General features: G+C 60.1%; 18 protein-coding genes. All 18 read left to right on the top strand.

Going from position 1 to position 16,446, the window contains the following annotated elements; translation table 11 throughout:
* The first annotated feature begins 67 nt into the window (after positions 1 to 67).
* Positions 68 to 1,189, top strand: coding sequence for an HlyD family secretion protein (locus KJA79_RS14710; protein WP_213042802.1), 1,122 nt, complete (start codon positions 68 to 70; stop codon positions 1,187 to 1,189).
* Positions 1,176 to 2,129, top strand: a complete 954-nt coding sequence (locus tag KJA79_RS14705; RefSeq protein ID WP_213042801.1) for an ABC transporter ATP-binding protein — start codon at positions 1,176 to 1,178, stop codon at positions 2,127 to 2,129. Before KJA79_RS14710 ends, KJA79_RS14705 begins: the two co-directional genes overlap by 14 nt.
* Positions 2,119 to 3,096: an ABC transporter ATP-binding protein gene (locus tag KJA79_RS14700; protein ID WP_213042800.1), complete on the top strand. Its 978-nt coding sequence runs from the start codon at positions 2,119 to 2,121 to the stop codon at positions 3,094 to 3,096. The genes KJA79_RS14705 and KJA79_RS14700 overlap by 11 nt, the downstream gene beginning before the upstream one ends.
* Positions 3,093 to 4,226, top strand: coding sequence for an ABC transporter permease (locus tag KJA79_RS14695; RefSeq protein ID WP_213042799.1), 1,134 nt, complete (start codon positions 3,093 to 3,095; stop codon positions 4,224 to 4,226). Before KJA79_RS14700 ends, KJA79_RS14695 begins: the two co-directional genes overlap by 4 nt.
* Before the next feature lie 7 nt (positions 4,227 to 4,233).
* Positions 4,234 to 5,364, top strand: coding sequence for an ABC transporter permease (locus KJA79_RS14690; protein ID WP_213042798.1), 1,131 nt, complete (start codon positions 4,234 to 4,236; stop codon positions 5,362 to 5,364).
* A 6-nt stretch (positions 5,365 to 5,370) separates the two neighbouring features.
* On the top strand, positions 5,371 to 6,321 hold the full coding sequence (locus tag KJA79_RS14685; RefSeq protein WP_213042797.1) for a DUF1207 domain-containing protein: 951 nt from the start codon (positions 5,371 to 5,373) through the stop codon (positions 6,319 to 6,321).
* Positions 6,322 to 6,525: 204 nt separating this feature from the next.
* Positions 6,526 to 7,002 carry a hypothetical protein gene (locus tag KJA79_RS14680; protein ID WP_213042796.1) on the top strand — a complete coding sequence of 159 codons (477 nt, stop codon included), beginning with the start codon at positions 6,526 to 6,528 and terminating at the stop codon, positions 7,000 to 7,002.
* Between the two features lie 201 nt (positions 7,003 to 7,203).
* Positions 7,204 to 7,488 (top strand): hypothetical protein, encoded by a 285-nt coding sequence (locus tag KJA79_RS14675; RefSeq protein WP_213042795.1) that lies wholly within the window; start codon positions 7,204 to 7,206, stop codon positions 7,486 to 7,488.
* A 106-nt stretch (positions 7,489 to 7,594) separates the two neighbouring features.
* Positions 7,595 to 8,512 (top strand): transporter, encoded by a 918-nt coding sequence (locus KJA79_RS14670; protein WP_213042794.1) that lies wholly within the window; start codon positions 7,595 to 7,597, stop codon positions 8,510 to 8,512.
* A 79-nt stretch (positions 8,513 to 8,591) separates the two neighbouring features.
* Positions 8,592 to 8,930, top strand: a complete 339-nt coding sequence (locus KJA79_RS14665; RefSeq protein WP_213042793.1) for a cupin domain-containing protein — start codon at positions 8,592 to 8,594, stop codon at positions 8,928 to 8,930.
* Between the two features lie 222 nt (positions 8,931 to 9,152).
* On the top strand, positions 9,153 to 10,847 hold the full coding sequence (locus KJA79_RS14660; protein WP_213042792.1) for an ArnT family glycosyltransferase: 1,695 nt from the start codon (positions 9,153 to 9,155) through the stop codon (positions 10,845 to 10,847).
* 475 nt (positions 10,848 to 11,322) lie between these two features.
* On the top strand, positions 11,323 to 11,748 hold the full coding sequence (locus KJA79_RS14655; RefSeq protein WP_213042791.1) for a DUF2231 domain-containing protein: 426 nt from the start codon (positions 11,323 to 11,325) through the stop codon (positions 11,746 to 11,748).
* Positions 11,745 to 12,914 carry a DUF8173 domain-containing protein gene (locus KJA79_RS14650; RefSeq protein WP_213042790.1) on the top strand — a complete coding sequence of 390 codons (1,170 nt, stop codon included), beginning with the start codon at positions 11,745 to 11,747 and terminating at the stop codon, positions 12,912 to 12,914. Before KJA79_RS14655 ends, KJA79_RS14650 begins: the two co-directional genes overlap by 4 nt.
* Positions 12,915 to 12,931: 17 nt before the next feature.
* Positions 12,932 to 14,071, top strand: a complete 1,140-nt coding sequence (locus KJA79_RS14645) for an ABC transporter permease (protein WP_213042789.1) — start codon at positions 12,932 to 12,934, stop codon at positions 14,069 to 14,071.
* 145 nt (positions 14,072 to 14,216) lie between these two features.
* Positions 14,217 to 14,519 (top strand): hypothetical protein, encoded by a 303-nt coding sequence (locus KJA79_RS14640; RefSeq protein ID WP_213042788.1) that lies wholly within the window; start codon positions 14,217 to 14,219, stop codon positions 14,517 to 14,519.
* A 113-nt stretch (positions 14,520 to 14,632) separates the two neighbouring features.
* Positions 14,633 to 15,139: a hypothetical protein gene (locus tag KJA79_RS14635; protein ID WP_213042787.1), complete on the top strand. Its 507-nt coding sequence runs from the start codon at positions 14,633 to 14,635 to the stop codon at positions 15,137 to 15,139.
* Positions 15,140 to 15,162: 23 nt separating this feature from the next.
* The gene (locus KJA79_RS14630) at positions 15,163 to 15,618 is read left to right on the top strand and encodes a hypothetical protein (RefSeq protein ID WP_213042786.1); all 456 of its coding nucleotides are present in this window, start codon (positions 15,163 to 15,165) and stop codon (positions 15,616 to 15,618) included.
* Positions 15,619 to 15,766: 148 nt separating this feature from the next.
* Positions 15,767 to 16,411, top strand: a complete 645-nt coding sequence (locus tag KJA79_RS14625) for an MlaE family ABC transporter permease (protein ID WP_281412692.1) — start codon at positions 15,767 to 15,769, stop codon at positions 16,409 to 16,411.
* Positions 16,412 to 16,446: the final 35 nt, after the last annotated feature.

The raw sequence follows: 16,446 nt of genomic DNA, 5'->3' as shown, positions 1-16,446 counted from the left end.
TCCCTGAGCCGCGCACGCAATCTTTGTTTTTGAAGCCTATGATGATGAGAAAAAAGGACCATTGAGTATGGAGACGATGGCGGCTCCTCGCAGATCGGGTGGGACTGAGCCAGGCGAGCATGGAGCCTCGCCGCCGGATACCGCGGCGCCCGCCCCAGGAAGCGCGAGGGCACGCATTCGGATGTGGGCGATCCTGATCGTTGGTGCGCTGCTCCTTGCCGTCATCGCCGCGCTCACTCTCTGGTCACGGCCGGCGCCGGAGCCTGGAGTCCTCCGGGTGTCGGGCAACATCGAGATGACCGACGCCGAGGTCAGTTTCAAGATCCCGGGTCGCGTGGTGGAGCGTCTGGTGTCGGAAGGGGAGACGGTCAAGGCGGGACAGATTGTCGCTCGTTTGGATACCAGTGAGTTGTCGCAGGAGGTCGCGTTACGCAAGGCGGAGGTTCGTGCGGCGGAGGCGGCGTTGGCTGAGCTGGAGACCGGCTCTCGACCGGAGGAGATTGCACAATCGGAAGCCGTGGTTCGGCGGGCGCAGGCGGAGGTGGAGCGTGCCAAGGCCGATTTCAGGCGCCTCAAGACGCTCTATGAGCAGGACAATGTCTCGGGGCAGGACTACGATGCGGCCAAGACGGCCGTGGACGTGACTGAGGCCAAACTCCGTGAGGCACAGGAGCAATTGCGTCTCGTCAAAAAAGGCCCGCGCATGGAAAAAATCGACCGGTCACGGGCACAGCTTCAGCAGGCCAAAGAGGCACTGAAGCTGGCCGAGACGCGGTTCAACTACTCTATCTTGGCCTCTCCATTAACCGGTGTGGTCCTCTCCCACCACATCGAGCCGGGCGAGTTCGTCGCCGCCGGGACGCCCATCGTGACCGTCGGCGATTTGGAACATGTCTGGCTGCGGGCCTACGTGGATGAGACGGATTTGGGACGAGTAAAGATCGGCCAAACGGCGAAGGTGAGGACCGATACCTTCCCGGACAAGCATTATGTGGGGCGCGTCTCCTTCATTGCCTCCCAGGCAGAGTTTACGCCCAAGAGCGTCCAGACAGAGAAGGAACGCGTGAAGCTGGTCTATCGCATCAAGATCACCATCGCCAATCCTGAGATGGAGCTCAAGGCCGGCATGCCGGCCGATGCCCGGATCAGGCTTTTGGATCGATCGGAGGCACCAGGTGGAGGCCCTTAAGCTCGTCCATTTGACGCGATCGTTCGGCGCGGTCCGCGCGGTCGAGGATCTAAATTTCACGGTGGCGTCGGGAGAAATCTTTGGCCTCGTCGGTCCGGACGGCGCCGGCAAGACGACGACGATGCGGCTCTTGACCGGCGTCATGGAGCCGAGCGGCGGCGAGGCCTGGGTCATGGGGAAGCACGTCGTCCGGGAAGCGGAAGCCGTCAAGGATGACATCGGGTACATGAGCCAGCGGTTCGGTTTGTATCCGGATCTCACGGTGGACGAGAATATCCATTTCTACGCGGATCTCTACGGGGTTCCCGCGAGAGGCCGCGAGCACAAGATCCACGACCTGCTCTCGTTCAGCAACCTCACGCCGTTCAAAAAACGGCAGGCCGGCCGATTGTCCGGCGGCATGAAGCAGAAGCTGGGCCTCGCCTGTGCGCTGATCCATACGCCGAAGGTGTTGTTCCTGGACGAGCCGACGAACGGGGTGGATCCCGTGTCGCGGCGCGACTTCTGGCGGATTCTCTATTCCCTCCTCAAGGAAGGTGTGACTATCTTTGTCTCCACCGCCTATCTGGATGAGGCCGAACGCTGTCACCGCGTGGCGTTGCTGCACCAGGGCCGTCTCCTGGCCTGCGACACACCGGACCGGGTCAAAACCCTCATGCGGGGGACCATTCTGGAAGTCCGCGTCAATCGGGCGCGCGAGGCTGCAGTCCTGCTCAAGCAGCGTGTGAAAGCCGAGTCGATCGGACTGTTCGGCGATCGTATCCATGTGGTGACCATGGATCGGGTACAGACCGCGCACGAGGTGCCGGCCGTGCTGCAAACCGGAGGATTTACGCTGCAGGGGCTCAGGCCGATCGAGCCCTCTCTGGAAGATGTCTTTGTGTCGGTGCTGACGAGCGAAGGGGCCGTCTCTCAGCGGGAACCGATCAATGCACGCTGATCGTGAACCCTACGCGGTCGTCGTCCGCGATCTAGAAAAGCGGTTCGGCTCCTTCGTTGCGGTCAACCGGATCAGTCTGCAGGTCAGCGCCGGCGAGATCTTCGGATTTCTCGGCCCGAACGGCGCCGGCAAATCCACGACCATCCGAATGCTGTGCGGGCTGCTGGCCCCGACCGCCGGCACCGGGACCGTCGCCGGCTTCGACATCATGCGCCAGGCCGAGCGGATCAAGGCCCGCATCGGCTATATGAGCCAGAAGTTCTCGCTCTATGAGGATCTGACGGTCGAGGAGAACATCGACTTTTACAGCGGCATTTACCGAATTCCGAAAGGGAAGAAGGCTGAGCGAAAAGAATGGGTGATCGGCATGGCGGGCCTTGCGCAGCATCGGACCTCTCGGACCGCAGTGCTCTCAGGGGGTTGGAAACAACGACTCGCGCTGGGCTGCGCCATCCTGCACGAGCCACCGATCATCTTTCTCGACGAACCGACGTCCGGCGTGGACCCGATCAGCCGCCGCAGCTTCTGGGATCTCATTTACACGCTGGCCGGGCGAGGTGTGACCGTCTTCGTGACGACGCACTACATGGAAGAGGCGGAATACTGCGACCGACTGGGATTGATCTATCGCGGGGAATTGATCGCCGATGGGACGCCGGACGAGCTGAAGACGCGCTTCATGGAAGACGACATCATTGAGGTCCTGTGCGAGCAGCCACAGGAGGCGATGCTGGCGCTCGGGGAGATTGAAGGGGTCAAGGAAACGGCCCTGTTCGGCAAGGGACTGCACGTCGTCGTCGAGCGCCGGGCGGAGGGCGTGATGACTGCGATCAAGAACAGACTGGCTGAGCGGAAGTTCCCGGTGTCGCGGGCCGAGCGAATCGTGCCGTCGCTGGAGGACGTGTTCGTCTCGCTGATCGAGGCACGGGATCGACAGGAACGGCCTCAGGCGGAGGTGGCGGGATGAACGCGCGGCGCATCTGGGCGGTCGCCCGCAAAGAGGGCATCCATATTATCCGCGACTGGCGCAGCCTGGTCATGGGGATCGCCATCCCTATTCTCTTATTGACCCTGTTCGGTTATGCGCTGACCTTGGACGTGGATGAGGTGCCGCTCGTCGTTTGGGATCAGGGCGGCACGCAGGCCAGCCGCGACTTCATCAGCCGTTTCGAGGGATCGCCCTATTTCGCCCTCCGCCGCGTCGTGCAGACCTATGCGGAGGTCGAGCGGGCGATCGATGCGGGGGAGGCTCTCGTGGCCTTGGTCATCCCGGTCGACTTCGCAATGGATGTGGAGTCGGGCCGGGTCGGGCGGGCTCAAGCGATCGTGGACGGCAGCGATTCCAACACGGCCACCATCGTGCTGGGCTATGTGGAGACCGTCGCGCGCACCTACAACCAGGATCTGGCGATCGAGCAGGCCGCCCGCACCAGCGGCCGAACCGTTACGGTCCCGCTCGATCTGCGCCAGCGCGTCTGGTTCAACGCCGACATGGAATCGAAGAACTACATCATTCCGGGACTGATCGCGGTGATCATGATGGTCATCGCCGCGATGCTGACCTCGCTGACCGTGGCGCGTGAGTGGGAAACGGGCACGATGGAGCAGGTGATCTCCACGCCGTTGAAAGGGCCCGAGCTGATCCTCGGCAAGTTGCTACCGTATTTCAGCATCGGGATGCTCGATGTGCTAGTGGCCGTACTGATGGGCGAGTTCCTCTTTGAGGTCCCGCTGCGCGGCAACGTTGCGCTCCTGTTCGGCATGGCCGCCGTCTTTTTGGCCGGCGCGCTCTCACTCGGCATGTTGATCAGCATCGTGACCAAAGCCCAGTTGCTGGCCAGCCAGCTCGCCATGGTGGTCACGTTCCTGCCAGCCTTCCTGCTCTCCGGGTTCATGTACGACATCAGCAACATGCCGAACGTGATCCAGGTCCTCACTCATGTGGTGCCGGCCCGGTATTTCGTCTCGCTGTTGAAGGGCATCTATCTCAAAGGGGTCGGACTGGAGCTGCTGATGATGGAGGCGGTGCTCCTGGCCGTCTTCGGCCTGCTCGTGCTCCTGGCCGCCAATCTGGTCTTCAAAAAAAAGATGGCGTGAGAACACGATGTTCGAACGGATCAAACAGATGCTGATCAAGGAATTCATCCAGATCCTCCGCGATCCGCGGATGAGGACCGTGATTTTCGTGATGCCGCTGGTGCAGACACTGGTCTTCGGCTATGCCGTCACCACGGACGTCACGCATATCCCGACTGCAATCTTCGATCTGGACAACAGCCGGGCCAGCCGCGAACTCGTGGCGCGGTTCACCGGGTCCGGCTACTTCGACATGGTGACCTACGTCGATCGGGAAGAAGAGGCCCAACATCTCGTCGATCGCGGATTGGTCAAAGCGGTGCTACGGATAAACAAGGGGTTCGGGGACGAGTTGCGCGCCGGACGGACCGCGCCGCTCCAGATCATCGTGGACGGGACGGATTCCAATACGGCCGGCATCGTGCTCAACTATGCCGGACAGATCGCCGGCCGGTTCAGCGAGACGGTGCTGCAGACCCGCTTTGTCCGGGCGACCGGTCAGCCGGCCGCCCCGGCTCGCGTGGCGCTAGAGACGCGCGCCTGGTTCAACGAAAATCTTGAGTCTCGGAATTTTTACGTCCCCGGCGTCATCGTGCTGATCGTCACGTTGGTCACCCTCATGCTGTCCAGCATGGCCGTGGTCCGCGAGAAGGAAATCGGCACGATCGAGCAGATCATGGTCACTCCCATCAGACAATCGGAGTTCATTCTGGGCAAGATGTTGCCGTTTGCGCTGATCGGGTTTGCCGATGTCGTGCTGGTGACTGCGATCGCCGTCTATTGGTTCGACGTTCCGATCAGGGGCAGTCTGCTGCTGCTCTTCGGTGCGACGAGCCTCTACCTGATGAGCACGCTGGGCATCGGCTTGCTGATCTCGACCATCAGTCGGACACAGCAGCAAGCGATGATGAGCGCCTTTTTCTACTACTTCCCCGCCATGCTGCTGTCCGGGTTTGTGTTTCCGATCGCGAACATGCCCGAGACCGTGCAATGGCTGACGTACCTCAACCCGCTGCGCTACTTTCTCGTCATCATCCGCGGGATCTTTCTGAAAGGGGTGGGGCCCGGGATCCTCTGGCCGCAGATGTTGGCGCTCTTGATCTTGGGAACGGTGACGTTGTTGGTAGCGGCTCGGCGGTTTCACAAGACCGCTAGCTAGACGGAAATGGCTATGTTCTGGAAGACGATAGTCGGGGTGGTCGGCCTCACTCTCCTGACGATAGGCGGAGTCCGAGCGGAGGACGCTCAGACCACGAAGAACGGCGCTGGACTCGACTGCCGGTATGAGCAGAGTGACGGTGAAACGAGCGGTTCCGCATTCCCAAGCGATGACGTGTTCCGTCCCTTGATGGCGGATCCGAAGCAGCCGCAGTTCTTCGCCACCTATCAGTCCGTTCAGCGCAGAGAGCCCACAAGTACCGTCAAAGGGATCGGGAAGTCTGTGAACGTCGGCTCGGTGGGGTTCGGAGAAAATTTCGGCTTCTACACCAAGCGGCAAGGGTGTAATGGTTGGCAGGTGGGCCTGTTGGCCGGGGTGTTTTCACAGTTCAATCTGGATGCGCCGTCTTCGGACTTGATCAATACCGATTACATCGTGGGCATTCCCGTCACTTGGCGGCGTGGTGACTGGTCGACACGGGTGCGCCTCTACCATCAGAGCAGCCATGTCGGAGACGAATTTCTTTTGGAGAATCCCGCATTCAATCGAGTGAACCTCAGTTTCGAAGAGGTTGAGGCGATCCTCTCCTACGACCACCGGTGGGTACGGGTCTATGCAGGCGGAGGCTACTTGCTGCATCGCGAGCCGGCGGTGTTGGACAGGAATCATGTGCAGTGGGGAATGGAGTTGCGCGGGCCGACGATCGACGCTCCGTTCCTTGAGCGGGGGATACCGGGGCTCCGACTCACGCCCGTCTTGGGGGCCGACTTCAAAACCTTTGAAGAGTTGCACTGGATCATCAACAGCCATGTCGTGGGCGGGTTCGAGTGGTCCAGGCCTGGCGCAACGCGTCGGTTTCGGTTCCTCGTGAACTACTATCGCGGCTTCTATCCCTATGGGCAATTCTTCAACGAGAAGGTCGAGAGCGTCGGCTTTGGGTTCTATTTGGCTTTTTAGGCCAGGGCCGACCGTTCTGAGCCAGAATTGTCCATGGCCGTCTCGCAGGCTTCCGCCATGCCGATCTATGTTGGAACGCTGAAAAGAACAGCGATCGGTGAATCCTTCCGTGCGTATGGCGCTCTCAGTAAAAGAAGGATGATCCCATGATGGTCGAATATCCTGTGAGGAGAAGAGGATAGTTCACGTCTGAGGAGGGTGATAATGGGTAGTAGGTCACGCACGTTGTGTCTGGCAACGATGGGGCTCTGGGTCATGACTCTGGCTGTTGCCGGATGGTTCTTCGTGACGGGTTGGACGACGAAGGGGGCGGATGGCCGCACCGAAATCCTATTGGCACCGGTGGAACGCGACCAGATCCTCGCGGAGATGCGACAGCTCCTGAAGGCGGTAGATGGTGTCGTCCGTAGCCTGGGGGAGGAGCAGCCGAACCTTCAGCAAGCCGAAGCGGCGGCCAGAGCAGCGGGGATGCAGATGGCCGTGGACACGAGTCCAGCCATCATGGCGAAGCTGCCGCTGTCGTTCAAACAGATGGGCCTGTCCATCCACAAGGACATGGACGCGCTGGCAGATGCGATCGTGAAAAAGGAGACGCCGCAACAGATTCTACAACGGCTATCGAGCATGACCGCCCGCTGTACGACGTGCCATGATTTGTATCAATTTGGAGCGGGTAAGTAGCGGTCAGCCGGTAGGGAAGATCGTTCGATTGGAGAAATTATAGAGCGGACATCCGAACACGGTTGAATCCATTGCATGCGCGAGGCCTCTCATAGAGTATGCGATCGTCTTGGACGGATGGCGAGCGCCGCGAAGCGGACTGATCGCCGGTTTCTGCCGCGGGTAATATCGCTCACGGCCATGTGTACAAGGAGGTGCCAGATGAGGTCCAGAATGATTCTTTCCATCGCAGTGGCTTCAGCCATGTCGTTTCCGGCAGGGATGGCGACCCTCGCATCGGCGCAAGATCGCGACCGCGACCAGCTCAAAACACAGCAGCAAGTTCAAGATAAGGACAGGTTGCAGACGAAAGACCAACTCAAAGAAAAAGACCAACTCAATGAGCAGGAACGAACTCGTGAGCGGACTCGGGAGCAGACTCGTACGGAGCGCCCGGAGAGACCGCAACATGAGAAGGCTGAGCGGCCCGAACGCGGCGGTCGTTGAGTGCGGAGAGGTCTCTGAGGTGACTTGGCGCGACGCCTGCTCCTAGAGGGGCGTCGCGCGTGAGGGCGGGTGTGGGAATGAGTTCAGCGAGCGCAGGAATCTCCCGATGCGATGGGAGATTGTCAAAGTGGTGAGACGGTCGATCGCTGTGGGTCTGGCACGGGTTTTTCTCGTGATGGCGTTGTATTTCATCGGGCAAACAGCGATTGGGTGGACGGCGGCTGAAGCGGACGGGCCGCCTCAACCGGCCCCTCAATGGCGTGTCATCGCCACAGTGAATTATTCGAGCGGTTCCTACGGGACGGATTCCAGGACGAATATTCTCTATGCGCCCATGACTGTCAGGAGGGTCTTTCGGGATGGCGATGTAAGCTTAACGATTCCCTTTCTCAGCATCTCCGGCACCGGTGCCGTTCGACTGGTAGGTGGCGTTCCCACGCGAACAAGCAGTGCCATTGCCGGGCCGGTGGGAACCCTCGCCGCGGTGTCCAGAGGCGGCAAAGGGCCCGGTGCGAGTCCCTTGGCCGCCGCCACAACCGACAGCGGGCTCGGCGACATGATTCTCCGTGGCCGCTATTATCTGATCGAGGAAAGTTCCGTCATGCCGCTCGTAGCGGTCACTGGCCGGGTGAAATTGCCGACCGCGGATGCAGACCGAGGGCTCGGCACGGGGGAGTTCGATGAAGGGGTTGGAGTGGAACTGACCAAGACCCTCGCGGAGCGCTGGCTGGCCTATCTTGACGGAGGCTACACCCTGATCGGCGATGCGCCAGGCACCAACTTCAATAATCAGTGGTGGTATGACGTCGGTGTCGGGTATGACGTGACGGAAAGCCTCCACATGAGTGTCTTTTATGAAGAGTACCGCGCATTGGTCAATACGGTGAATAACGCTCGTGACTTATTGGCTGTGGCGAATTATGTTGTGGACGACACCGTGCATCTCACCGGGTCGTTGCTGGTGGGACTGTCGAACGGCGCGCCGAATTACGGATTGGGCGGAGGGGTCAGATTCCGGTTTTAATGGAAGGCCGCGTAGGCCGCGCGGTACTCAAGTGCCGCCTCACGAACGTCGCGCAATGTAGAGCCAAAGGAGGCGAACCATGGAAGTGGTCAATGCACGAGAGGCCGATCTCACTGAGAATCCCCATCAGGTCAAGGCGAGTCGGTTGTACGACACGGAGCATGCCCAGGTTGTTCATATCACGTTGGAACCGGGGGAATCGCTCAAGAAGCATGTTACGCCTGTCGATGTGTTTTTTTATGTCCTGGAAGGGAGAGGGATCATCGAGATTGGTGACGACACAAAAGAAGTCGGGCCGGACATGCTCATCCCAAGCCCCGCTCGAATTCCGCACAGGTGGTCCAACCGGAGCGACAAACCGTTTCGCGTGTTGGTCGTCAAGGTTCCGCGCCCGACCGAAGCCACGAAGTTGCTGTGAGAGACCGGTCAGGCGAGGCCTTCTCAATAGGCTATCGAGAAATTATACTGCTCGCCCATAGCGAGCCATGCGTGGCTTTGTAAAGAAGCGTGGAACATCAGTCCGCTCCATGTTCGTGAGGACAGCCCTCCTCGATAGGCGTCCGCTCTAGACCTTGTGATTCGTGAGGTAGGACCGGTCAAGCGCCTGGGCACATTCAATTGCGAGGGAGGTTGCGGGGATATGTCGGCGGGAAGAGTGATGAGTCAGGAAGGTTCGGGGAGAGGGCAGCCGTGGAGTTTTGCCAGTCGGCAGTACCTCGAGTTGTTGGTGCTGGCGCTGGTCAGCGTCTGGGCATTTTTTACGAATCTGCAGTTTTCGCTGCTGGAAGGCAGCGAAGGGCTCTATGCGGGCATCGCAGGTGAAATGGGGCGGCGGCAGGAGTTCTTCGACCTGACGTATCAAGGCGAACCCTATTTCAACAAACCCCCGTTGTTTTTTTGGATGCTCCACCTGTCGACGTGGCTGTGGGGCGATCACGAAATCGCGTTGCGTCTGCCCGGCTCTCTTGCGGCGGTCGGTACGGTGGCGCTCGTCTATGTCTTGGGGACGAGGTTGTTCTCCTCGACCGCGGGCTTCTGGGCGGCATTGGTCGTCGTCACCAGTCACGTCTTTCTGTGGTACGGACGTCGCGTGCTGTTTGATTCCTCCTTGACGTTCCTCGTGACGCTGGCCTTGTTTGCCTGGGTTCAGGTTCAGTTTGTGGGCCGCAGTTCACGCTGGTATCTGCTGGCGTTTCTCAGTATGGCGCTCGGGGCGATGCTGAAGGAGATGCACGGGTTTTTCCTTCCGTTGCTCGTGATGGCCACCTATGCCCTGATCCAACGCGATACGCGGATGTTGAAAGACCGGTGGTTTTGGGGCGGGTTGGGTCTGGCCTTTGCCATGATGGCGGGGTATGCCTCTATGCTGGGATCCGGGTATCAGCATCATTTTAAGATCCTGAGCGCGATCGGGTCCGTGTGGAATAGCGGTTTGGCCGGCTCCATCGGTATGGCGCGAGACGGCCACCCGCTCTATTGGTATCTCGGGATGATGTGGGCCGACTTCTTCCCCTGGTGTGCCCTGCTCCCGTCGGCCCTGCTGTTACTTTGGGCGCAACGCCCGTTCCGCGCCCATCCGACCGAATTGCTGTTGCTGGTCTGGGTGCTCAGCCTCTTCACGGCATTCAGTCTGGCCACGCTCAAACGTGAGCCCTATCTGATGACGATCGTGCCGGGAATCGGTCTGATGATCGGCTATTTCTACCATCGCATGTTCGAGACGACCGACGCGTCTCGTGCAATGACCCCGTTGTTGAAAGTGCTGCTCGTCGTCTTGGCGCTCGTGTTCGGGGCCGGCATGTTTTTCGGCGCGGCTCCGTTGCGGAAGCGCTGGCTGGTCTCCTCGCCGGTGGTTTCACCCGTATTCATCATGACGATCGTGGCGCTGTCCGGCACGCTGATCTATGCGGTGGCGAAGGCGCGCCTGCAGCTCGCGCTTCAGCTGGTGGGGGTGCTTGCGGCGGCCTATGTCGTGCTGGTGGTGAACTACGTGTTTCCGGCGATCGACCAGGCCGCCTCGCCGCGCAAGGCGACAGAAGAGATCAAGGCCATGGCGCGAGAAGCCGGTCCGGCTCTGTTCATGTATATCCCCGGCTGGCCGAAGAATGAGGATGCCCTCTATTACCTGAAGCGGGACAACGTGGTGCCGGAGTTGCCGACTCCTGATGCGGTCCGTGAGGCCGTGCGCCGACAGGGGCCAGTCAGAATCATCACGGAGGAACAGCACATGCAGTCCTTGCAGCAGTCTGCCGGACTACGCGTCGAGCGACTGCATGAATTTCCGCAGCCGAGCCGAAAACATCTGTTCCTCCTGTCCGTGAGCGCACAGGAATAAACCAGTGTGATAGCCCGCATGATTCATGACGGTTCGTCGCGAAACCGCCGACGCACGTGGCGAGACCGGCGCGCGGAGCCGGGAGGACCCGACGCGTACTCGTGCAGTACGGTGAGGGTCCGAGGGGCGAGCCCGCCGGCCGAAGGCTCGTCGTAGCAGTGAATCGGCGGTTGCAACAGAAGTGTTCATGAATCATGCGGGCTAGGGGGCCTGCTCCTGTTGCATTCTGCCACAGGCAGGCAGGCCTCCCCTGTAGCAGACCTCCCCGCTTATCACGTTGTCTCATGAACAGGCGATTTCCGACCAGCCGCGACTCTGCACGGTTTCCGCCATCCCTGTTGTCGTGGTGAGGGGGCTCCATCCTTGCACTCATCAGGCGCACAACCTCTCTGGTGAGGTTCACGGTCTGCTTGCCAAGGGAGTGAGTCATCGGTGCGACACTTCTCGAAACGGGAGGAAGCACCAAGGAGCCTGCATGCATCCTATTCATCCGATGGTCGTCCACTTTCCTATTGCCTTGCTGTTGACGAGCACCCTGTTTGATGCGTTGGCGTTCCGATGGCGGAGCCAACAGTTTCGGGATACCAGCTTGTCTCTGCTGGTGCTCGGCGTCCTGGCGGCAGCGGTGGCGGTGCTCACAGGGCATTTGGCCGAAGAAGCGGTTGAACGAAGCGGAATCTCGAAGCAAGCGATTGAAATTCATGAGGAGCTTGGGGGCTCGGTGTTCTGGGTGTTTCTCGGCCTGCTAAGCCTGCGAGTGATGTCGTCTTGGGGGTTGATGCGGGAGCGCCCTGCGCTGGTGCTGGGGCTTGGGGTTGCTGGATCGTTGCTGCTGTTGGTCGCCAGCTATTTCGGCGGCGAGTTGGTCTATCGCTACGGAGCTGGAGTCATGCCACGATGAACGTCAGGGATGCCATCGGTTCAACCGTCCTGGTCCTGCTCATATGCGCGCCGTCGCCGGCGGCCTTTGCCGATGATGCGGTCTCGCGATCGCCGTGGGGCGATCGAGCCGTGTTGCGAGCGGGGCAGGTGGTGCAGGGCGATTACTTCGCGTTCGGGCCGCATGTCCAAATTTCCGGGATCGTCAACGGCGATCTCTATGCGGCCGGCGGCGACGTGATGATCGATGGCGTCGTCAACGGGGATGTGATCGTCGCCGGGGCCAAGGTCATCCTGTCGGGCACAGTGGCTCAGGATGCTCGGGTGATAGGTGCCCAAGTCACCGTGAGCGGCACGATCGGGAGAAATGCCACTTTGGCCGGAGTGGATCTTCACCTGACCGAGACGGCGAAGGTTCGGGAAAACCTCATCGCCGGAGGCGGGCATGTGCAGCTGGAGGGACCGATCGGTCGCGATGCGCGGGTGGGGGCCTGGCGGGCGACGCTGTCCAATGAGATTGAGCGCGACCTGATCGTGGCCGCCGAGTCCGTTCGCCTGACCTCGAAAGCGTCGGTGGGCGGCCGGTTGCGATATTGGGGAGATGCGGCTCCCTCGATCGACGAAGAAGCCACTGTTCGCGGACCGATCACCCGCCGCCCGTTGCCGGAGGGCTGGAGCGTGGAGCGGGCTCGTCAGGGAATCATCGGAGCGCGGGTGCTGGCGGCTGTCGTCGGTTTTCTGTCCACGCTGATTCTGGGGCTGATCCTCTTGCGAGTCTATCCCGTCTTCTCACACCGAGTGACGACGACGATACGGGATCGGCCGGGAGCGTCGCTGGGAGTAGGCACGGCAGTGTTGCTCGTCACACCGATTGCTGCCGCGAGTCTGGTGGTCACGCTGCTGGCCCTACCGGTGGGGGTGGTGTTGCTGGCGATGTATGGGGTGACGGTCTATCTGGCTCGGATCTACACCATGATGTACATCGGGCAGCGTCTGCTTCGTCATCGAGACGAGTCGTCATCCTTGGCCAAGCCGTTTATGGTGGGGCTCGTGGTCTATTCACTCCTGTCGCTGGTGCCGGTGGTCGGCGGCCTGGTGACGCTTGGCGCCGTGCTCTTCGGCCTGGGGGCATTGTTGATCACCAAGAAGGACTTGATTGTCGGGTTGCGAGAGCAGCAACAGGTGTGACGTGCAGCGAAGCAAGCATGGCTCGTCGATCGACAACTGAAAGTGGAGAACAGCCGGCGACTGTCACCCTGGTGGAAGGGCGTACATTGCGTTGTCAGGGCGCCTGGACGATGCCAGAAGTCGCGAGGGCCGAACGTGTCCTCGCGGCGATGGACTGGCCCACGGGTGGAGCGTTCCGATTTGAGGGGAGCGGCATCGCGGCCTTCGACACCGGTGGGGCAGTGGTCTTGTCCCGCGCGGTGATGGACGCGCGCCTTCGCGGGTGTGAGGTGACCGTTGAGGGGCTGCGGTCTGAATATCTGCAACTGATGAGTCTGGTGTCGGCCAACTGGAGCGTCATGATGGCCCATGTCGCGGTGCGGCCGGACGGGACTCAGCTGCTCCAGGCGCTCCTCCGCAAATCCATGACACAGGCCCTGCAGGGGTTGGAATTTGTCGGCCGGACGTCGACGGCGCTGGTTCGTGTGATGTCGTCGCCGGCTCGCATTCGTTGGCGCAGTACCCTGAACAGTCTTCGGCTCGACGGGGTAAACGCCTTACCGATTACCGGCCTGCTGACGTTTCTGATCGGCGTGGTGATTGCGTATCAGGGCGCCGAGCAACTGCGAAAATTCGGCACCAACATTTTCATCGTGGATTTGGTGGGCATCTCCCTGTTGCGGGAGATTGCGCCGCTGATCGCGGCCATCTTGATTGCCGGGCGGTCGGGGTCGGCCTATGCCGCGCAGATCGGTACGATGAAGGTGACGGAAGAACTGGATGCCCTGCAGACCTTCGGGCTCTCGCCCATCGAACTGCTGGTGTTGCCTCGTGTGCTGGCCTTGGTCGTCGCGCTGCCGTTGTTGACGGTGTATGCCGATGTGTTGGGGGTGTTCGGCGGTATGTTGATCGCGTCGAACCAGCTGAACGTGAGTTTCACCGCCTTTCTCACGCGGTTTGAGGAGGCCGTTGCCTTGCGCCATTTTCTCATTGGGATCGGGAAGGCGCCGTTTTTTGCCGTCATCATCGCGCTGGTCGGATGTTATCAGGGGTTTCAAATTCGCGGCGGAGTTGATGACGTGGGGCGGCACACGACGATCAGCGTGGTGCAGAGCATTTTTCTGGTGATCATTTTCGACGCCTTGTGCAGCATTCTGTTGAACTGGTGGGATCTATGAATACGCCTCGGCGCAAGACACGGCCGGCTCACCGACTCATCGGCGTCCGCAAACATGGCTCGACTTGTTCCGATGGTGTCACTGCTCCAGGAATTTTATGCTGTGAAACAACTGCGGGGCGCTGCAGCTCTCTAAGGACGGAGGCATGACGATACTCAAGAAGGTCGGGTATGGGTTTATCTTGTGCGTCGTTCCTTATGTGACGGCGATTCCCTTGGTACCGCTCATGCAGACGGACCTCTTCTTTTTCAAGACGATCATGATTGTGGAGGGAACACTTGAGGGAGGCCTCTTGTCGGCTCTGTACTTACAGAGAATCACGAGGCGGTCAGTCTCACGCTGCTTCATTGACATCTGCGCACGCAACGTGGCCATGGGCGCTCCTCTTGTGGCGATCGGATATGTGCTTGAACAGAAATCGCCGCAGATACGTGAGAGCACATCCTGAATGGTGTGGAGGTGACACCCTGAAACGGGGGAACGGCGATCGTTGAGCGGACAGGCACCGGCAAACCGGTGCCTGGTTCCATGTCGAATGTGGGGCGTGAAGAAGGAATAACTATGAACGATTTCGCGGCCAGGCGGATGACGCAACGCTACGTGCAGCAATTTATGGCGTCACCCGATAGGTTGTTTCCTCTTCTCTGTCCGGTGCGCGAATATGAGTGGGTCGAATCTTGGCAATGCGAGATGCTCTATTCGGCTTCCGGTGTTGCAGAGAAGAATTGCGTCTTTAGAACTCATGTTCCAGGCGATTCCTCAGACGATGTCTGGGTCATCAGCCGGCACGATCCGTATTCATTGGTTGAGTTTGTCCGCGTGAATCCGCTCAGAGTCATATCCCTCTCCATCGCGCTGATCGACAATGGAGACGGCACGACCACGGCAAACAATGAGCAGGTCCTGACGGCCCTCACCCCCGATGGAAACCGGATTCTCGATGGCATTACCGACACCTTTGTCTTCGAGATGAGAATGGGCGAGGCCATGCTCAACCACTATTTGACCACGGGGAAACGTTTGCCACTGAAAGATGCTGTCGCTAGAGCGAAGTCATTGGAACAGTAGTACGAGAGATACTTGGAGACCACATGTTGAAAGGCAGCGCCCTCTTCTGGTGGCGGTGGCTCATCGTCGTGACAGCGGGCGTTCTTGTTTTCGGCCTCAGCATGGTGGTCGCGCCCGGTCTCACACGGCAGTTTTTCAGCCTGCTCGTGTTCTCGTCGGCTGGAACCATCGGTGCCCTTGGAGAGCCTGCAGTGACGTACATCGCTCTTGTTCACGGGGTGTTGGGCGCAGTCATGATTGGCTGGGGGATTGCGCTCCTCTTCATCGTGCTCAGTCCATTCCGCCGCGGCTCGCGTGACGGTTGGTACACGCTCGCTGTTTCGGTTGCTGCATGGTTCATTCCTGACACCGTGTTCTCCTTATGGTCCGGCTTCTGGCACAACGCCGTGCTGAACGTGGTCGTGGCAGTGCTCTTTGCTATCCCGCTCGCGGCCACGTACCCTGTTTTCCTCGAAGCAGACACCGGATCCTTCACATGAGCGGATCGGCGCCGGCAGCCGGAGCGGCTGGCCCCTGTCACAGGGTGGATTGATGTGAAGCAGAGCACATTTCACAGAGGTATGCCGGGATCGATCGGCGAGGGCTCGGTCGTCTTGGCCCGGTCGCTGGCGCGCCGTATTCGGCAACCTGGAGATCAACGGGTTCAAAGTCCTGCCGATCACGGGGTTGCTGACGTTCCTCATGGACATCGTCATCGCGTATCAAGGGGCGGAGCAATTGCGCACCATCGGAGCCAACATTTTCATCGTCGATCTCGTCGGCACCGCCTTGTTGCGGGAGATCGGCCCCTTGGTGGTGGCGATCCTCATTGCCGGGCGTTCGGGCTCGGCCTATGCGGCGCAGATCGGGACGATGAAGGTGACGGAAGAACTGGATGCGTTGCGCACGTTCGGACTGTCGCCTACCGAGTTGCTGGTCTTGCCGCGGATGCTGGCCTTGCTCGTCGCGCTGCCGTTGTTGACGGTGTATGCCGATGTGTTGGGGGTGTTCGGCGGTATGTTGATCGCGTCGAACCAGCTGAACGTGAGTTTCACCGCCTTTCTCACGCGGTTTGAGGAGGCCGTTGCCTTGCGCCATTTTCTCATTGGGATCGGGAAGGCGCCGTTTTTTGCCGTCATCATCGCGCTGGTCGGATGTTATCAGGGGTTTCAAATTCGCGGCGGAGTGGATGACGTGGGGCGGCACACGACGATCAGCGTGGTGCAGAGCATTTTTCTGGTGATCATTTTCGACGCCTTGTGCAGCATTCTGTTGAACTGGTGGAGCTTGTAGCCGGGATGTTCGAGTTCTGTGTTTCGGCCCACGAT

Source organism: Nitrospira defluvii (assembly GCF_905220995.1).
Taxonomy (GTDB): Bacteria; Nitrospirota; Nitrospiria; order Nitrospirales; family Nitrospiraceae; genus Nitrospira_A; species Nitrospira_A defluvii_C.
This window is presented reverse-complemented; position numbering and strand designations above follow the sequence as displayed.

Excerpts from the sequence above, each read along its gene's own strand:
- KJA79_RS14710 (WP_213042802.1), top strand. The coding sequence starts at position 68 with ATGGAGACGATGGCGGCTCCTCGCAGATCGGGTGGGACTGAGCCAGGC.
- KJA79_RS14700 (WP_213042800.1), top strand. The coding sequence starts at position 2,119 with ATGCACGCTGATCGTGAACCCTACGCGGTCGTCGTCCGCGATCTAGAA.
- KJA79_RS14695 (WP_213042799.1), top strand. The coding sequence starts at position 3,093 with ATGAACGCGCGGCGCATCTGGGCGGTCGCCCGCAAAGAGGGCATCCAT.
- KJA79_RS14690 (WP_213042798.1), top strand. The coding sequence starts at position 4,234 with ATGTTCGAACGGATCAAACAGATGCTGATCAAGGAATTCATCCAGATC.
- KJA79_RS14685 (WP_213042797.1), top strand. The coding sequence starts at position 5,371 with ATGGCTATGTTCTGGAAGACGATAGTCGGGGTGGTCGGCCTCACTCTC.
- KJA79_RS14680 (WP_213042796.1), top strand. The coding sequence starts at position 6,526 with ATGGGTAGTAGGTCACGCACGTTGTGTCTGGCAACGATGGGGCTCTGG.
- KJA79_RS14675 (WP_213042795.1), top strand. The coding sequence starts at position 7,204 with ATGAGGTCCAGAATGATTCTTTCCATCGCAGTGGCTTCAGCCATGTCG.
- KJA79_RS14670 (WP_213042794.1), top strand. The coding sequence starts at position 7,595 with ATGCGATGGGAGATTGTCAAAGTGGTGAGACGGTCGATCGCTGTGGGT.
- KJA79_RS14665 (WP_213042793.1), top strand. The coding sequence starts at position 8,592 with ATGGAAGTGGTCAATGCACGAGAGGCCGATCTCACTGAGAATCCCCAT.
- KJA79_RS14660 (WP_213042792.1), top strand. The coding sequence starts at position 9,153 with ATGTCGGCGGGAAGAGTGATGAGTCAGGAAGGTTCGGGGAGAGGGCAG.
- KJA79_RS14655 (WP_213042791.1), top strand. The coding sequence starts at position 11,323 with ATGCATCCTATTCATCCGATGGTCGTCCACTTTCCTATTGCCTTGCTG.
- KJA79_RS14650 (WP_213042790.1), top strand. The coding sequence starts at position 11,745 with ATGAACGTCAGGGATGCCATCGGTTCAACCGTCCTGGTCCTGCTCATA.
- KJA79_RS14645 (WP_213042789.1), top strand. The coding sequence starts at position 12,932 with ATGGCTCGTCGATCGACAACTGAAAGTGGAGAACAGCCGGCGACTGTC.
- KJA79_RS14640 (WP_213042788.1), top strand. The coding sequence starts at position 14,217 with ATGACGATACTCAAGAAGGTCGGGTATGGGTTTATCTTGTGCGTCGTT.
- KJA79_RS14635 (WP_213042787.1), top strand. The coding sequence starts at position 14,633 with ATGAACGATTTCGCGGCCAGGCGGATGACGCAACGCTACGTGCAGCAA.
- KJA79_RS14630 (WP_213042786.1), top strand. The coding sequence starts at position 15,163 with ATGTTGAAAGGCAGCGCCCTCTTCTGGTGGCGGTGGCTCATCGTCGTG.